General features: G+C 40.7%; 16 protein-coding genes. 2 read left to right on the forward strand and 14 right to left on the reverse strand.

The annotated features are described in order from the left end of the window. Nucleotides 1-69: 69 nt before the first annotated feature. The 4 genes from der to JI665_RS07275 all read right to left on the reverse strand — a co-directional run bounded on the left by der (nt 70) and on the right by JI665_RS07275 (nt 3,643). A complete protein-coding gene (gene der / locus JI665_RS07260) occupies nt 70-1,380 on the reverse strand; it encodes a ribosome biogenesis GTPase Der (protein ID WP_206838223.1) in 1,311 nt (436 codons plus the stop codon). A 581-nt stretch (nt 1,381-1,961) separates the two neighbouring features. Then, entirely contained in the window at nt 1,962-2,147 is a 186-nt protein-coding gene (locus JI665_RS07265; protein ID WP_113884521.1) for a capping complex subunit for YIEGIA, read from the reverse strand. A gap of 3 nt (nt 2,148-2,150) precedes the next feature. Continuing rightward, nucleotides 2,151-3,038 carry a YIEGIA family protein gene (locus JI665_RS07270; protein ID WP_206838225.1) on the reverse strand — a complete coding sequence of 296 codons (888 nt, stop codon included), beginning with the start codon at nt 3,036-3,038 and terminating at the stop codon, nt 2,151-2,153. Next, nucleotides 3,035-3,643, reverse strand: a complete 609-nt coding sequence (locus tag JI665_RS07275; RefSeq protein WP_206838227.1) for a YphA family membrane protein — start codon at nt 3,641-3,643, stop codon at nt 3,035-3,037. The genes JI665_RS07270 and JI665_RS07275 overlap by 4 nt, the downstream gene beginning before the upstream one ends. A 147-nt stretch (nt 3,644-3,790) precedes the next feature. On the opposite strand from JI665_RS07275, the gene JI665_RS07280 reads away from it, so the two are divergent. Beyond that, nucleotides 3,791-3,934, forward strand: a complete 144-nt coding sequence (locus JI665_RS07280) for a YpzI family protein (protein WP_113884518.1) — start codon at nt 3,791-3,793, stop codon at nt 3,932-3,934. 44 nt (nt 3,935-3,978) lie between these two features. Here the strand turns inward: JI665_RS07280 and fni are convergent, their stop codons facing one another. From fni to prsW, 9 genes are all read right to left on the reverse strand, one after another. Then, on the reverse strand, nt 3,979-5,040 hold the full coding sequence (gene fni, locus JI665_RS07285) for a type 2 isopentenyl-diphosphate Delta-isomerase (protein ID WP_206838229.1): 1,062 nt from the start codon (nt 5,038-5,040) through the stop codon (nt 3,979-3,981). Between the two features lie 12 nt (nt 5,041-5,052). Next, nucleotides 5,053-6,192: a 30S ribosomal protein S1 gene (gene rpsA, locus JI665_RS07290; protein ID WP_206838232.1), complete on the reverse strand. Its 1,140-nt coding sequence runs from the start codon at nt 6,190-6,192 to the stop codon at nt 5,053-5,055. A gap of 522 nt (nt 6,193-6,714) precedes the next feature. After that, nucleotides 6,715-7,296 carry a lysophospholipid acyltransferase family protein gene (locus tag JI665_RS07295; RefSeq protein WP_206838235.1) on the reverse strand — a complete coding sequence of 194 codons (582 nt, stop codon included), beginning with the start codon at nt 7,294-7,296 and terminating at the stop codon, nt 6,715-6,717. Beyond that, a complete protein-coding gene (gene cmk, locus JI665_RS07300; protein ID WP_206838237.1) occupies nt 7,293-7,973 on the reverse strand; it encodes a (d)CMP kinase in 681 nt (226 codons plus the stop codon). The genes JI665_RS07295 and cmk overlap by 4 nt, the downstream gene beginning before the upstream one ends. Before the next feature lie 190 nt (nt 7,974-8,163). Next, a complete protein-coding gene (locus JI665_RS07305) occupies nt 8,164-8,349 on the reverse strand; it encodes a YpfB family protein (RefSeq protein ID WP_370224485.1) in 186 nt (61 codons plus the stop codon). Nucleotides 8,350-8,436: 87 nt separating this feature from the next. Next, the gene (locus tag JI665_RS07310) at nt 8,437-9,096 is read right to left on the reverse strand and encodes a flagellar brake protein (protein ID WP_206838239.1); all 660 of its coding nucleotides are present in this window, start codon (nt 9,094-9,096) and stop codon (nt 8,437-8,439) included. Nucleotides 9,097-9,244: 148 nt separating this feature from the next. Beyond that, entirely contained in the window at nt 9,245-10,594 is a 1,350-nt protein-coding gene (ypeB, locus tag JI665_RS07315; RefSeq protein WP_206838242.1) for a germination protein YpeB, read from the reverse strand. A 14-nt stretch (nt 10,595-10,608) separates the two neighbouring features. Continuing rightward, a complete protein-coding gene (gene sleB, locus JI665_RS07320) occupies nt 10,609-11,448 on the reverse strand; it encodes a spore cortex-lytic enzyme (protein ID WP_206838244.1) in 840 nt (279 codons plus the stop codon). A 125-nt stretch (nt 11,449-11,573) separates the two neighbouring features. Next, a complete protein-coding gene (gene prsW / locus JI665_RS07325; RefSeq protein ID WP_206838246.1) occupies nt 11,574-12,263 on the reverse strand; it encodes a glutamic-type intramembrane protease PrsW in 690 nt (229 codons plus the stop codon). A gap of 131 nt (nt 12,264-12,394) precedes the next feature. Between prsW and JI665_RS07330 the strand changes: the two genes are divergently transcribed. Then, nucleotides 12,395-13,363 carry an asparaginase gene (locus JI665_RS07330; RefSeq protein WP_206838249.1) on the forward strand — a complete coding sequence of 323 codons (969 nt, stop codon included), beginning with the start codon at nt 12,395-12,397 and terminating at the stop codon, nt 13,361-13,363. Between the two features lie 31 nt (nt 13,364-13,394). Here the strand turns inward: JI665_RS07330 and JI665_RS07335 are convergent, their stop codons facing one another. Then, the gene (locus tag JI665_RS07335; protein WP_211202478.1) at nt 13,395-14,375 is read right to left on the reverse strand and encodes a YpdA family putative bacillithiol disulfide reductase; all 981 of its coding nucleotides are present in this window, start codon (nt 14,373-14,375) and stop codon (nt 13,395-13,397) included. Nucleotides 14,376-14,575: the final 200 nt, after the last annotated feature.

The following is a 14,575-nucleotide window of genomic DNA, read 5'->3' on the forward strand; positions in this document are numbered from 1 at the left end:
ATGCATCAAAAATTCATACGATTCTGCCTGCCAGACAACAATAAAGATTTCTGGCTGGCGTCATCATAATTATTTTCTTTCCCTAGCAAATATCTTAATAGGTGTGCCTTCAAAGCCAAAAGCGTCTCTAATTCTGTTTTCCAGGAAACGTTCATATGAAAAATGAAGAAGTTCAGGATCATTAACAAACACAACAAATGTCGGCGGCTTCACAGCAACCTGTGTTGTATAATAAATTCTTAGGCGTCTTCCTTTATCTGTAGGTGTAGGATTCATCGCGACAGCATCCATGACGACATCATTGAGGACGCTAGTTTCAACACGCAGAGCATGATTTTCACTTGCTGTGTTAATCATTGGGATGAGAGTATGAATACGTTTTTTCGTTTTAGCAGAAAGGAAAACAACTGGTGCATAATCAAGGAATTGAAAATGCTCACGAATATTTTGTTCAAAAGCCTTCATTGTTCTCTCATCTTTTTCAACAGCATCCCACTTATTGACAACAATAACAACGGCTCTGCCTGCTTCATGAGCATAACCGGCAATACGCTTGTCCTGCTCAATGATTCCTTCTTCCCCATCGATGACCACTAAGACAACATCGGAACGTTCGATTGCCCGCAAAGCTCTCAGTACACTGTATTTTTCTGTTGTTTCATAGACTTTCCCTTTTTTTCGCATTCCTGCAGTATCGATGATGACATATTCCTGACCGTCAACCTTCACCTTCGAGTCGATAGCATCTCTCGTGGTGCCTGCTATATTGCTGACAATGACCCGTTCTTCGCCAAGCATTGCATTTACAAGAGAGGATTTCCCGACATTCGGGCGCCCAATTAATGAAAACTTGATGACGTCTTCTCCATATTCAGTTTGGCCATGTTTCGGGAAATGCTTGGCTGCTTCATCAAGCAAGTCTCCAAGACCAAGCCCATGAGAACCTGAAATAGGAAATGGTTCACCAAAACCAAGTGCATAAAAATCATAAATTAGATCCCGCATCTCAGGGTTATCGATTTTATTTACACCAAGAACTACAGGTTTTTTGGCTTTATATAAAATTTTGGCAACTTCCTCGTCTGCAGAGGTAACACCCTCTCGCCCGTTTACAAGAAAAATGATGACATCTGCTTCATCTATCGCAATTTCTGCCTGAAGGCGAATTTGCTCTAAAAATGGCTCGTCCCCAATATCAATTCCGCCTGTGTCAATAATATTGAAATCATGAGTCAGCCATTCTGCCGAACTATAAATCCTGTCCCTTGTCACTCCCGGAATATCTTCGACAATGGATATCCGTTCTCCTACAATTCTGTTAAATATCGTTGATTTTCCAACGTTAGGACGCCCGACAATAGCCACCACTGGTTTTGACATGAACATCACCCTTTCAATTCTTTATTCTAAAATGTTTCAACATCCCATTTATGTTCCAGAAATGCCTTTACCTTGGTAAGCATACAGATGGCTGTCCACAATAACACTACATTGATGTTAAAACCATCCAAACAGCTGTACATTTATAAAATAAACCCTTCTCAAAGATAGAAGGGCCTAACTTAGATATTTTAACAAAGAGAAACCTTCCTAGCAATAGGAAAAGCGGAAGGCGCCCGCTTAATGAAGGCACGCAGACTAAAAACGCCACGTCCTGTGGCAACGTCTGCATGACCCACATCCTGTGGGCCTCAAGCATAAGACGAGCCGGCTGAAAGGTTGTTCTTTAACCTTTTGGACGGATTGGAAGAAATGTTGAGGCGACTGCCCAGGGACGACAAGCATAAGACGGTCCCTGTAAGAAGGTGGTTTTTCCTTCTGGAAGGGAACGGCTTATGACCTCGAGTCCCTAGGAGCCGAAACTAGACAAGCTTATGACCTCGAGCCGATGGCGCCTGGAGCTAGACAGGTATCGAAGTTCAAAAATATAATTTCTGTTTTATTAAAACTTGGAAGCTACATTAATGCTTAACAATTACATATAGTTCTTCTGTTAATGCATGGGCAATACCATCAAGAATTGCTTCAAGATTGGCTGCGATGATTTCCATTTCTTTTTTATCTTCACAATGAAACACGGCGGTACCTGATGGTATCTTGGATGGATTTGTTGTAATTGCAGCCAGTATGAATTTTTCAAGCACCATACGCTAACTTCCTTTCCCATTCGTTTGCCGTTCAGTAGGCATCCTAATCGCATTTTCGAGTGTCGGAACCGCTTCGATGACTTTTATCGCTTTATTAATATTCTTTTCCTGCGGCAATACGAAAACTCCTACACGCCCATCATCCAGGTCCCTTTTCGCAAGCGGAACAAGCGCAGGAGTCCCAGAATCCCGGTAAACACCCAAAGCAGTAGAAACATCATGCAAAATAGCCTGCCTCTGCCCAAGATTGGCTATGGTGGAGCGGGCATTGAAATTTTTAGGTTTTAAAATAAATCCCATCCCATATCGCAGCACTTCCTCTTGTCTTTCGGGCAAACCTATATTCATGATATAAATATTATCCACATACAAGCCCGCTCCATCAAAACGCGGTTCCACAAACTCAACTTCAACAATTTCCTTCAGCCTTCCCCCTGACATTAATTTTTTGGAAATAAGTACGGCCAGAAGGGCTGCCGCAAGCCCTCCCCATATATTAAATACCAGATAGCCAAGCGTGCTTAATAAAGATGTGAAAATCACAAGATAATTTCTGCTCTCGAAGGCGATCGCTACACCTTCTATATACGTTTTGCCTCTCGGAACCATTTCGTAGCTGTCCAGTTCAGTAAGCGTGTTTCTTTCCATGTTTCTGACTTCCCTAAACTGGGATGCAGCAAGGGTCAGAAACGTAATAGCTGTGAATTCTTCCTCCATTATTGAAGGAATGGCCACCGTTCCCAGGCCGGCAGCAATGAATCCCAATGCAACGTGTATAATCTTTCCATGTAAGTATGTAGGATATTGCCGGTAGTCGGTCCGAAGCATATAAATACGGGTCAAAGTTCCAGCTGCCAGACCAAAAAGTATCGGGTACGTATATTCGCTCATGATAATTTTTGTTTCTCCCTTTCGAAATGTTTAAAGTTGGTTTCAATAAATTTAACCGCCCATTGCACTGTAATCCATACGGCCGATATGGAAACAGAGATTGCCATGATATCCAGAAAGGCCAATGATCCAATAGTGTAAGGAAAGGAAAATTGTTTAAGAATGAGCGCATATAGAACTTCACCCTGGATGCCACCCAGCAATATTAGCGGCAGTCTGAGCATTCTGTTTTTTTGCAGGAGAACAGCCATATAAACGAGAAGGATTGACAGCATCCAATTCCGGGAGAACATTACCCAAACCGGATCAAACAGTTCAAACAGATGAAATATGACATAGGCCATCATCAGGATGAAAGTGCAAAAAAAGAAATAAAGTTTACTCAGTTTTTTTAATCTCCCGGCAAAAATATATAAAGATACAATCAGAAAAAGGCCACCAATACCAGTTTCAACATTGAAGATTTTAAATGTCCAGGGTGACAGCATAATGAAGATTAAAATCCAGGCAGACAATAGAAACCTGTATTTATTATTTCGATCCAGAAAAAAAGTTGCCATAATCCAAACCATCCAGGAAATCCAATAGAAAATTAATCCTTCCATCCTCTACCTCCTATCATTTCCATTATGGCTTTTTCGTATTAAAAATAACCCTGCAAGTTCAAAAGGATTATTCCTTTTGAATCACAGCTATCTTTTTGCATAATTCCTTTACACTCACTTCATCTTAATAACATGGAGGTGTTTATTATGGGTAAAGACAGACAGGAAAAAAAGCTGAAGAACAGCGGAAAAGTGGAATCCGATCGCGACCAGGCACTTCATTATCCTGGAGCTGCCAAGATGCAGAGCCCCGAAGAAGCCAGATCTTTGAATGATTCAAAATACAGTTAAAGGTTAATATCCAAAAATAAAGCTCCCGTCAATTGACGGGAGCTTTATTTTTGGATTATTCGCTGAGAATAGGCTTTTGTATCAATGCCACGTTCATTCAGCCAATGATGGGTTTTTTCGGTTATTATAATTGGAGCCTGCTGAAGCTGGGTGATGTTTGCTGCACCAAGGGCAGTCATGATCACTTTTAATTCAGTATGCATATTGTTAATCTCTTCAATGAGTGCTTCAAGTCCTTCTTTCATCAGAACCTTTAAAAAGTATCCCGCCATCCCTGCAGCTCCTGCCCCAAGAGCAATTGCCTTAGCTATTTCATGACTTGTTCGGATGCCCCCGGAAGCTATGACTTCAATATTATTTTCCAAAGATGCAGCTTCTGCAATGGAGACAGCTGTCGGGATTCCCCACTCATTAAAAAACGACAACAGTCTCTCTCTTCTGGCATTTTCTATGCGGGAGAAATTCGTTCCGCCAAATCCGCCAATATCAATTGCTGTAACACCGGTTGATGCAAGCATTGAAACTGTTTCTTTATTTATGCCAAATCCCACTTCTTTTACAACTACTGGAACTTCAGAATGAGAAACGATATTTTCAATTCTTTTTAAGGCACCCCGAAAATCACGGTCACCTTCAGGCATGGTCAATTCCTGGACTACATTTAAATGAATTTGCAATGCATCTGCTTCAATCATATCAACCGCTGCTTTTGCCTGATCGATTGTAGCTTCGCTGCCTAAATTGCCGAAGATAATTCCACTGAGGTTTTCTCTCCTGACAACCCTGTAGGATTCTGCTTCACTTGGATCCTTCAGGGCAGACATTTGAGATCCAACTGCCATAGCAAGACCTGTTGATCTGGCAGCCAGGGCGAGATCCCGGTTAATTTGAACCGTTCTTTCTCCTCCGCCCCCTGTCATGGCATTTATAAAAATTGGCGAACTTAATGTAAGTCCGCCAATTGAAGTGCCTAAATCAGCCTGATCAAGAAACGCATCAGGAAGACTTTGATGAATAAATGCAATATCCTCTAATCCGGTATTGCTGTTTTGGCCCGTTGCCAAAGCATGCTGGATATGATCCCATTTACGTTTTGATCTAGACAAAATTTATCACCATTACTTTTTTAAATTCTTTAGCTGGTCGCCAATCATATCACCAAGTGAGAAGCCTTTATTTTCTTCAGGAAGTTCATAGTCAGTCACTTCTTCCTGTTCCTTTTCAAGAAGATCTTTGATGCTCAATGACAGGCGCTGGTCCTGTTCGTTCACATCAAGAACCTTTACTTTTACTTCCTGTCCTTCGCTCAATACTTCATGAGGAGTCCCAATATGCTTATGCGCAATTTGAGAAATATGGACAAGTCCTTCTACACCTGGGAAAACTTCCACAAATGCTCCATAAGAAACAAGTCTTTTTACTGTTCCATTGAGAGTGCTTCCTTTAGGAGCCTTTTCACTGATATTATCCCAAGGCCCTGGCAATGTCTCCTTAATGGAAAGTGAGATGCGTTCATTGTCCCGGTCTACACTTAATACTTTCACTTTCACTTTTTGGCCTTCTTCCACAACATCTGAAGGCTTCTCTACATGCTCATAAGAAAGCTGGGAAATATGGACAAGACCATCAATCCCGCCGATATCAACAAATGCTCCAAAGTCAGTAATTCTTTGAACTGTTCCATCCAAAACCTGACCTGCCTGAAGGGATTCAAGCACCTGGTGTTTTTGTTTTCCTTTTTCTTCCTCTATTACAGCACGGTGAGAAAGAATGAGGCGATTTTTATCTTTATCAAGCTCTACAATTTTAAATGTCATCGTTTTGCCTTTATAATCAGTAAAGTCCTCAACAAAGTGAGCTTCAACCAGGGAAGCAGGAACAAATCCGCGCACACCCAAGTCTACTACTAAGCCGCCTTTTACAACATCTTTTATTTCTGCTTCAAAAACTTCACCCTCATTAAATTTCTTTTCGAGAGTTTCCCATGATTTACCGGCATCAACTTTTCTTTTAGAAAGAATAAGGGCATCTTCCTCCACTTTTAAAACTTCAAGCTCTAGCTCATCTCCTTCTGAAACCGCATCGCCTGCTTTTTCAATATGAAGGCTTGAAAGTTCGCTGATTGGGATAATCCCATCCAATTTACTGTCAGCAAGGTCAACAATGACTTGCTTTTCTTCCACTTTGGTAACTTGGCCTTTTACCTTGTCACCCACCTCAAAATTTTTAACTTCTACTTGATTCATTTCCTCTGACATATGTATTCCTCCTTAATCCAATGGCTGCTTTCAAATTTTTAATCTGTATTCAACTGCCTGCCATCCAGGCAAGAACCCTGTGTCAGCAGCAGAAATACTCGAATGGCTATTTATTTTGCAGGCTATTTTTCAACTGCTGTTGAATGTCTCTTTCTGCCCTCATAAGAAAAGCGCAAGCGCCTTGCCCACCCCCGACAAGCACAAGACGGGCCTCACAGAAAGGCGTCCTTTGCCTTTTTGGGCGGATTGACCGAAATGTGGAGGCGACTGCCCAGGGACGACAGGCATAAGACGGTTCCTGTAAGAAGGCGTTTTTCCTTCTGAAAGGAAACGGCTTATGACCCCGAGTCCCTAGGTGCCGAAACAAGACAAGCTTGTGACCTCGAGGGGGTAGGCGATGAGATAGACATTCCTAGAAGTTCAAAGTAAAGGACAGCCTAATTTTTCGAATATTTTCGCCTTTTTAAAAAATGCCTTTTTACTAACTTCTTACAAAAGAAGATTTTTGTCAAGCAAGAAGGTTTATGAATAATCTTCAATTAATTTACCTATTTCTGACATAATCAATTCGGTGGTTTCCTCCGCCGAAGCCTTTCTTTCCCTTAGCTCTTTCATATCAATTGGTTTACCGTAAACAACTTTTAATTTTGAAAAAGCCTTATAGGGTCCAATAATGGCGCAGGGAACGACATGCGCTTCTGACCTGAGAGCAAAAAAACCTGCACCTGCCAGTCCTTTCCCCAGCTGCCCCGTTTTACTTCTAGTACCCTCTGGAAACAGCCCTAAAACATTTCCTTCTTTTAAGATTCCAAGCCCTTTTCTTAATGCCTCCCTGTCACTCATTCCTCTCTTGACAGGAAATGCGTTTAGATCGGGAAGAATTTTCCCCAGAACCGGGACATTAAATAGCTCTTCTTTAGCCATAAAATAAACTGGCCTTGGGGCATTAATGCCGACCACCGGAGGATCAAGATTATCTATATGATTGGAGCATAAAAGGACGCCCCCTTCAGCAGGAAAGTTCTCCTTACCAATTACTTCAAATCTGTATATGGGTTTTAGAACTCCATAGACTGCTGCTTTGGCAAAAGAATAGAGATTCACTTTGTACCAATCCTTTCAATAGCCAGATCCATTATCTTATTGACTACCTGTCCAATTGACAAAGAAGTTGTATCAATCTCTTTTGCATCCTCTGCTTTCTTTAAGGGAGCTACTTCACGCTCAGAGTCCAGTTTGTCCCTTAAGGAAATTTCTTCCTTAAGCTTTTCAAGATCAGATGGATATCCCTTCTGGATATTTTCATTATGTCGCCTTACAGCTCTTTCATCGACAGAGGCTAAAAGGAAAATCTTTACTTCTGCATGGGGCAGGACATGGGTTCCGATATCCCGGCCATCCATTACCACTCCTCCATTTAAGGCAAAGCTTTGCTGGCGCAGTACCATTTCTTCTCTAACCAGCTTATGCATGGAAACTATAGAAACAGAATTTGTCACTTCAGAAGTCCTGATTTCATTTGTCACATCCTGGCCGTCCAGATAAATTAATTGCCCTTTTTCGCCAGGCTGCAGTTCAATACCTGTATTGTTTAGAATCTCCATAAGAGAAGCTTCATCTTCAAGACTTGCATTCTTCTGAATCGCTTTATAAGTCAAGGCACGATACATGGCACCAGTATCAATATATATGTAAGATAATTTTTCTGCCACAATCTTTGCTACTGTACTTTTCCCTGCAGCAGCTGGGCCGTCAATTGCAATTGATATACGTTTGCTCATAGTTCCTCCTGTACCCCTGGCCGCTTCTTCCCCAGGTTCATTCAGCTTTATTTTAACATAATAAGTCTGCATCAGTGCATAATTAAGCTGTTTTTTAAGTCTTGCAATTTTTTAAAAAAAGCCCCTAAAAGACTTATAATTTATCGTTTTCACACGACCGCCAGCACAAAAATAAGCAGGCGCCCGCCTGCTAATAATTTTCCCTGAACGTTTCAAGCAGCTCAGTGAAATTCTGATCTGTTACACCCTCATACTGTGTCAGCTGCTTTAATTCCGGTAAAGCATCCATATGATGAAAGAAAAATTGAGTGAACAGCAAGAAAACAAATTGCACAATAATTAACTTTAGAATAATCCTCTCTACCGTTTTCATCATTGCCATCTCTCCAACTGTAAATATAAGAATAAGCCAATAGACTTCACCATCTATTATGAGAGATGAATATAAAAAATATTCCTTTATTTATATTTCCAGGCCTTTTTTCTTCATAGCCAATTGCCTATCGAAACAAAATCGCAAAAGCAATTGCCTATCCTGGGGGCTTACGTCCATAAACTGAACAGAAATAAGCGATTTTCCATTTTTAGGTTCAGAAACTCTGATAACTTTACTTTTAAGCCGCAAATAATAATTGTCGCCGTTTTGCATTGCTAATACGAAATAAGTATGTATTTGCATATTCGCTTTTAAAGAACTTCTGCTTTGTGCGATGATTGCAGCCCCGCCCGCACTAATATCATCCGTAACGGATACAAAAGGAATAAACTCATTACTTTCCGGGTGGATAGCAACATCAACAGGTGTTTCAACCCGGACAAACTGGCGCCGCTGAATTTTTACCAAATGTTCGTCCCCTGGATATGATAAAACCATCATCGGAATCTTCAGCTTAACTCTTCCCATAACCTCGCTTTCGAAAAGATATACAGTCCCATCTTCAGCTAAAAAAGTTGCCTTCAGCTGAGTCCCATCGAGCAGGAAAGCAGCTTTATTCGTTTCTTGATTTATCGGATAATCAATATATAGATTATTTCCTTCTCTTTCAGCAAGCTTGCATTTATATTTCTCGGATTTTTCCGAGTAGGTTAATTCCAGCAGCAATGTTTCTCCAATATTTATCACACTGACACACTTCCCCTTAGCAAAAGGATAATCTTGTCATTTAATTATGACCGGTATAAAAGAATCCTGCAATAGAATCTTTGAAAAAATTAGGCAAAAAGACCCATATGCTATTTAAAACAAAAAAAGAAAGCCTATCTGGCTTTCTCTACAATACATCTTCAAATACTGGTTCAGCATTTTTAAGCTTTTCTACTTTTTCTTCCTGTCCTGTTTCTGCGTTTATATAGATTCTGTAGGTATCTTCACCCAAAGTGCCAAGAAATTCATAACAGGAAACTTCCTGATTCAAATCATTAATGATTATTGCCCGTCTGTCTTCCATGACTTTCAGCTGTGGATTTACCTTGGCTCTCGCCTCTTCTGCAGTGATTGCAGGCTCAGGAATTTCTCTCTGGTGATGAGCCTTTAAATAATCCTCAGCAGAAAAGGCTGCCATTTTGCCATTGTCAAGCGCAACTTTCACACGAATGGAGTCCGGATAAATTCTTACACCATCCTGATTGGATACAAAGGTAAATACCCCTAAATTGTCATACTGAGCACTCTCGAATAAATCAAGGTCCTTAAAACCATTGTCTTTCAGAAATTTAACCGCATTATTGCTTGCTTCATTAAGGCTTACTTTTTGTTTCGCCACTTCCCTATCCAGTATAAACCAGATTGGATAACCGCCTTTTTTAGTGATATCCATGTTTGCTTCTTCTTTTGTTTTCTTATTTTGAATACTTACACTAAAGAACCCGTAATCAGATCCTTTACCGTTTTCCGTCACTCTGATATTAATATTATTTCCCAGGTTTGCATATTGCCGGCCTATTCGTGCAGCTTCTTCTTCTGTTATTTCTTTACCCTTAAGATATTTGTAATTTTCATCTTTCCTCTGCATATTTACAAACGCAGGTCCAAAGTCTGTCTCTCCATAGCCTTCAACCGTTTTTTCCACTGTCTTAAATCCATCTATGATTGTATTATCTGCAGCTTCCTCATTTGAAGCAAGCGCCATTTCTACATCCATCCACCGTAAGTTCTTCTCAAGCACCATATGTTGAACTTTGCGCAAATCCTGCTGAACATCAGCCGACTGTTTATAAAGCTGCTTTAGCGCTTGATATTCTTTATCAGATAAAGGCTCCTTCTCCAAGTCCCTTACTGCTGTCCGATAACTGAAATCTCCAATATTGGATAGAAACTCTTCTGTTTTATTGAAAGGAAGAAGCGAGAGAGGCAGCTGGCCAACATCTGAGTGGGCTTCTGAAGTCAATCTCCATACTTCTGCCAATTCAGGTGATAGTGAAGCTCTAGAATTCATTGCTAAGGTTGTTCCAATTTTGTCATGCAATAAGTCAATTTGGTAAGTTAAATCATGAAATGCCCTTTGATAATTATTTTCGGCATTAATTAGGATTGCATTTTTCTCCCGGTGCTCCTGATAACCCCAGAACGCTGTACCGGCAACACCCAGTGCAAGTACGCCTATTAGAATTCCTCTAAGCATGATCATTCACCCCTCTATTTACAGAATATATGTTTTCCAATTTGCTTGATTTGCGGCCGTGTCCAAATCCATCCGCTTGTAGCTGTATCCGGATTAAAGTAATACAGTGCCTCGCCTGTTGGATCCCATCCATTGATGGCATCAAGGACAGCTTTTTTTGCTGTTTCATTCGGCGTTAGCCATATCTGTCCATCGGCAACGGCAGTAAAAGCACGAGGCTCAAATATAACACCAGAAACAGTGTTTGGAAATGAAGCACTTTCTACACGGTTTAAAATTACTGCGGCAACTGCCACCTGGCCTGTATATGGCTCCCCTCTAGATTCTCCATAAACCGCATTGGCCATCAGCTGGATATCATTTTCTGAGAATCCGTTAGGCACATTTGCAGCGGTCGGCTGTTTAGGAGCTTCCTGCTGCTGTGCCGTTCCCCCGGAAGATCCCCCTTGCTGAGGCTGAGTCTGCTTCTCAGTGTCCACCCCGCCGTAGTGGGTAAATTTATTGCCCTTATTAATTTGTTCTTTCACATACTGTTCATTATACTTGGATGCCTTTACGAGCTTGTTTTTTGTTTCCTGACCAGCAAGCCCGTCTATCGGAAGGCCGAATTCATATTGAAAATTCCTAAGTGCCCAATAAGTTCCCCACCCAAAAACTCCATCGATTTTCCCATTGTAGAATCCTAAATACTGCAGGCGGGACTGAAGCTCGATTACATCATCTCCAACAGCTCCGTGCTGGATAACCTGGTTCGAAAAGGCATTAGCTTTGTCCATATTCCCGCTCAATGGAATTCCCAGAACACAAAGGGAGATTATGAGTAGAACCTTTCCTGCCAAAAAATTCTTTTTCATGGATTTTAACCTCCAAAAGTCAATCTTTTTTCATTGACCCTATTTTTTGTAGTCCTTGGCTTTTTATTCAATAACTTGAGTCTTTTTACTTTAGGTTGGTTTTCGGCAAAATAAAAAACCCTCCATCAGGAATGGAGAGTTTTCTGTAAATCAAATTGATTATTCATGTGGTTTACGCTATGTGCCCTTGCTTTTTTCACTTTTCTTAAGCCCAGCCACCAAAGGAAAATCATAAATGGAAACATGATAAAAATCCAATGTTTTAAGGAAATCAGGATGTAGTCGTAAATACCGTGAAGGAGAAAAGGTATAAAGAGCGAGAAGGCTATCCATTTTTTTGTCGAGGTTGCCGAGAATTTTCCTTTTCCTATATAATAGCCCATGATAACACCAAAGAGAGCATGACTGGAAACCGGAAGCAAGGCCCTTCCAAGAGCGTGTTCCACACCGAGCGCGACGAGATAGAAGATATTTTCTGCAGTGGCAAAGCCAAGTGATACAGAAGCACCATACACAATTCCATCATATGGTTCATCAAATGTGATATGCTGATAAATAGTATAAAATAATATAAACCATTTAAAGAATTCTTCCAGCAGGCTTGATGAAAGAAATGCGTCCATCAGACTAGACTGCAGGACCCCTTCAGTCTCTAAAACATACTGGATGAACATGATGGGGAACACGAGCAAAGCACCAAACAAAAAAGTTTTAAAAACCATTGATATGGGTTCAGACTCATATTGATCTTTTAAATAGAAATAGCTTAATAATGCCAACCCCGGCGCGATGCCAGCGGATAATATTCCCAGCATGAGCTGCCCTCTTTTCAATCTGTTTTCTTAATCGTATCATGATATAGAAAGAATTAAAATGATTATTCAAATATTGGAAAACAAATATTTCGCATCATAATTTGTTTCAAAGCTAGAATTGGGGGATAAACATGGAGAAAAAAAAGATACTGGTTATACACACCGGAGGCACCATTTCAATGAGTGAGGATGCAGCAACTGGTGCTGTTAAGCCGACAGGTAATAATCCATTGACTGAAAAAACAAAGGAACTGCTTTCCCTTGCAGAATTACTGGTTGAAGAGCCTTTTCATCTACCTTCACCGCATATAACACCTAAAGAAATGCTAAAATTGAAGGAAATTATTGCAAAATACCTGGCGAAGGAAGAAATTAGCGGCGTAGTCATTACCCATGGGACAGATACATTAGAAGAGACAGCCTATTTCTTGGATCTGACTGTTAAAACATCCCTTCCCATCGTTGTTACTGGTGCTATGAGATCAAGTAATGAAATCGGCTCTGATGGACTTTACAACCTAATTTCCTCCATTCGCGTAGCTTCATGCGAAGAAGCAAAAGACAAAGGGGTTCTGGTTGTTCTAAATGATGAAATTCATACTGCGGAAAATGTGACAAAGACACACACAAGCAATGTATCTACTTTCCAAAGCCCGCAGTATGGACCAATCGGAATAGTCACAAAGAGAGGTGTATTATTTCATAACACGCCCACAAATAGAGAATATTATCCTTTAGATGCTGCTGTAAAAAAAGTCACACTTATTAAAGCATTTGCCGGAATGGATTCTTCTCTGCTTTATGCTATAGGTGATTTAGATTTTGACGGAGTTGTGATTGAAGCACTTGGACAAGGTAATTTGCCTCCAGCCACAATCGAAGGCATTAAAGCTCTTACAGAGAAGAATATTCCGATTGTATTAGTTTCCCGATGTTTCAATGGAATTGCTCAAGATGTATATGGCTATGACGGAGGCGGAAAACACCTAAAGGACATGGGTGTTATTTTCTCGAATGGACTAAACGGGCAAAAAGCAAGAATTAAACTGCTAATCGGACTGCAAACCCAGCAAAATATCGAAGAGATTTTTCAAATATAAATAACTAATAACAAAGGCTGATCCCATATGATCAGCCTTTGTTATTGCCACTCTCTTTTTCAATTATAGCTTTGGCTATTTGTCCGCCATGGAATCTGCCATTTTCAATAAAAATTTCGTTGGCATTATTTCCGGCAGCAATAACACCTGCAATAAATATTCCAGGAACATTCGTTTCCATCGTTTCAGGATTATAATGAGGGCGGCCTGTTTCTTCACTTATTTGAATCCCCATATTCCTTAAAAATCCGTGGTCAGGATGGTAGCCAGTCATGGCAAATACAAAATCGTTCTTAATGTTGAATTGCTGGCCATCCACCATGTAGGTCAGCTTATTTTCACTGATTTCTTTCACATGTGCATTAAATTCCATTTTAATGACGCCATTTCTAACTAAGGACTCAAATTCAGGGAGTATCCATGGCTTTATGCTTGGTGAATATTCTGTTCCGCGGTAGATCACCGTAACTCGGGCTCCAGCTTTAACCAGTTCAATCGCAGCATCGACACTTGAGTTTTTCCCGCCAATTACCGTTACGTCTTTATCAAAATAAGGGTGGGCTTCCTTGAAATAGTGAAAAACCTTTGGCAGGTCCTCTCCTGGTACTTCCATGTAATTTGGATGGTCGTAATACCCTGTAGCAATTATTACGTTATTGGCGGTATAATCCCCCTTATCTGTGTGTACTTCAAATACCTCAGATTGATTTTTAACTACTTTGAGAACTTTTTCAAAGGCGTTAATCTTAATGCTCTTTCTTTTCACAACTTCCCGGTAATATGTCAGCGCCTGGTTTCTCTTAGGCTTGTAATTTTCCGTTATGAAGGGGACCCCGCCGATTTCGAGCTTTTCGCTTGTGCTGAAGAAGGTTTGGTGTGTGGGGTAGTGGTAAATTGCGTTTACAATATTGCCTTTTTCAATAACAAGCGGGTTTCTCCCGGCTTCCTGAAGAGCAATGGCAGCTGCCAATCCGCATGGTCCTCCGCCAACAATAATAACGTCTATATTCAAAATTCTCACTCCTTAATCAATACCAATGAAAAAAATTTCATGTTGCTGTTTTTTCTACAGATATTGTTTTAGCCTATAATAATGCCCGTTGATTTCAGCACGGGGCACTTGCTTTCCGCGGGGAGAGAAGAGAGCCCTCACCTCCCGCAGGACACTGAATTAGCTTCCTGGAATTAACTCCGCACGATGGAAATGCGGAT

Source organism: Bacillus sp. NTK034, from assembly GCF_017303275.1.
Taxonomy (GTDB): domain Bacteria; phylum Bacillota; class Bacilli; order Bacillales; family Cytobacillaceae; genus Cytobacillus.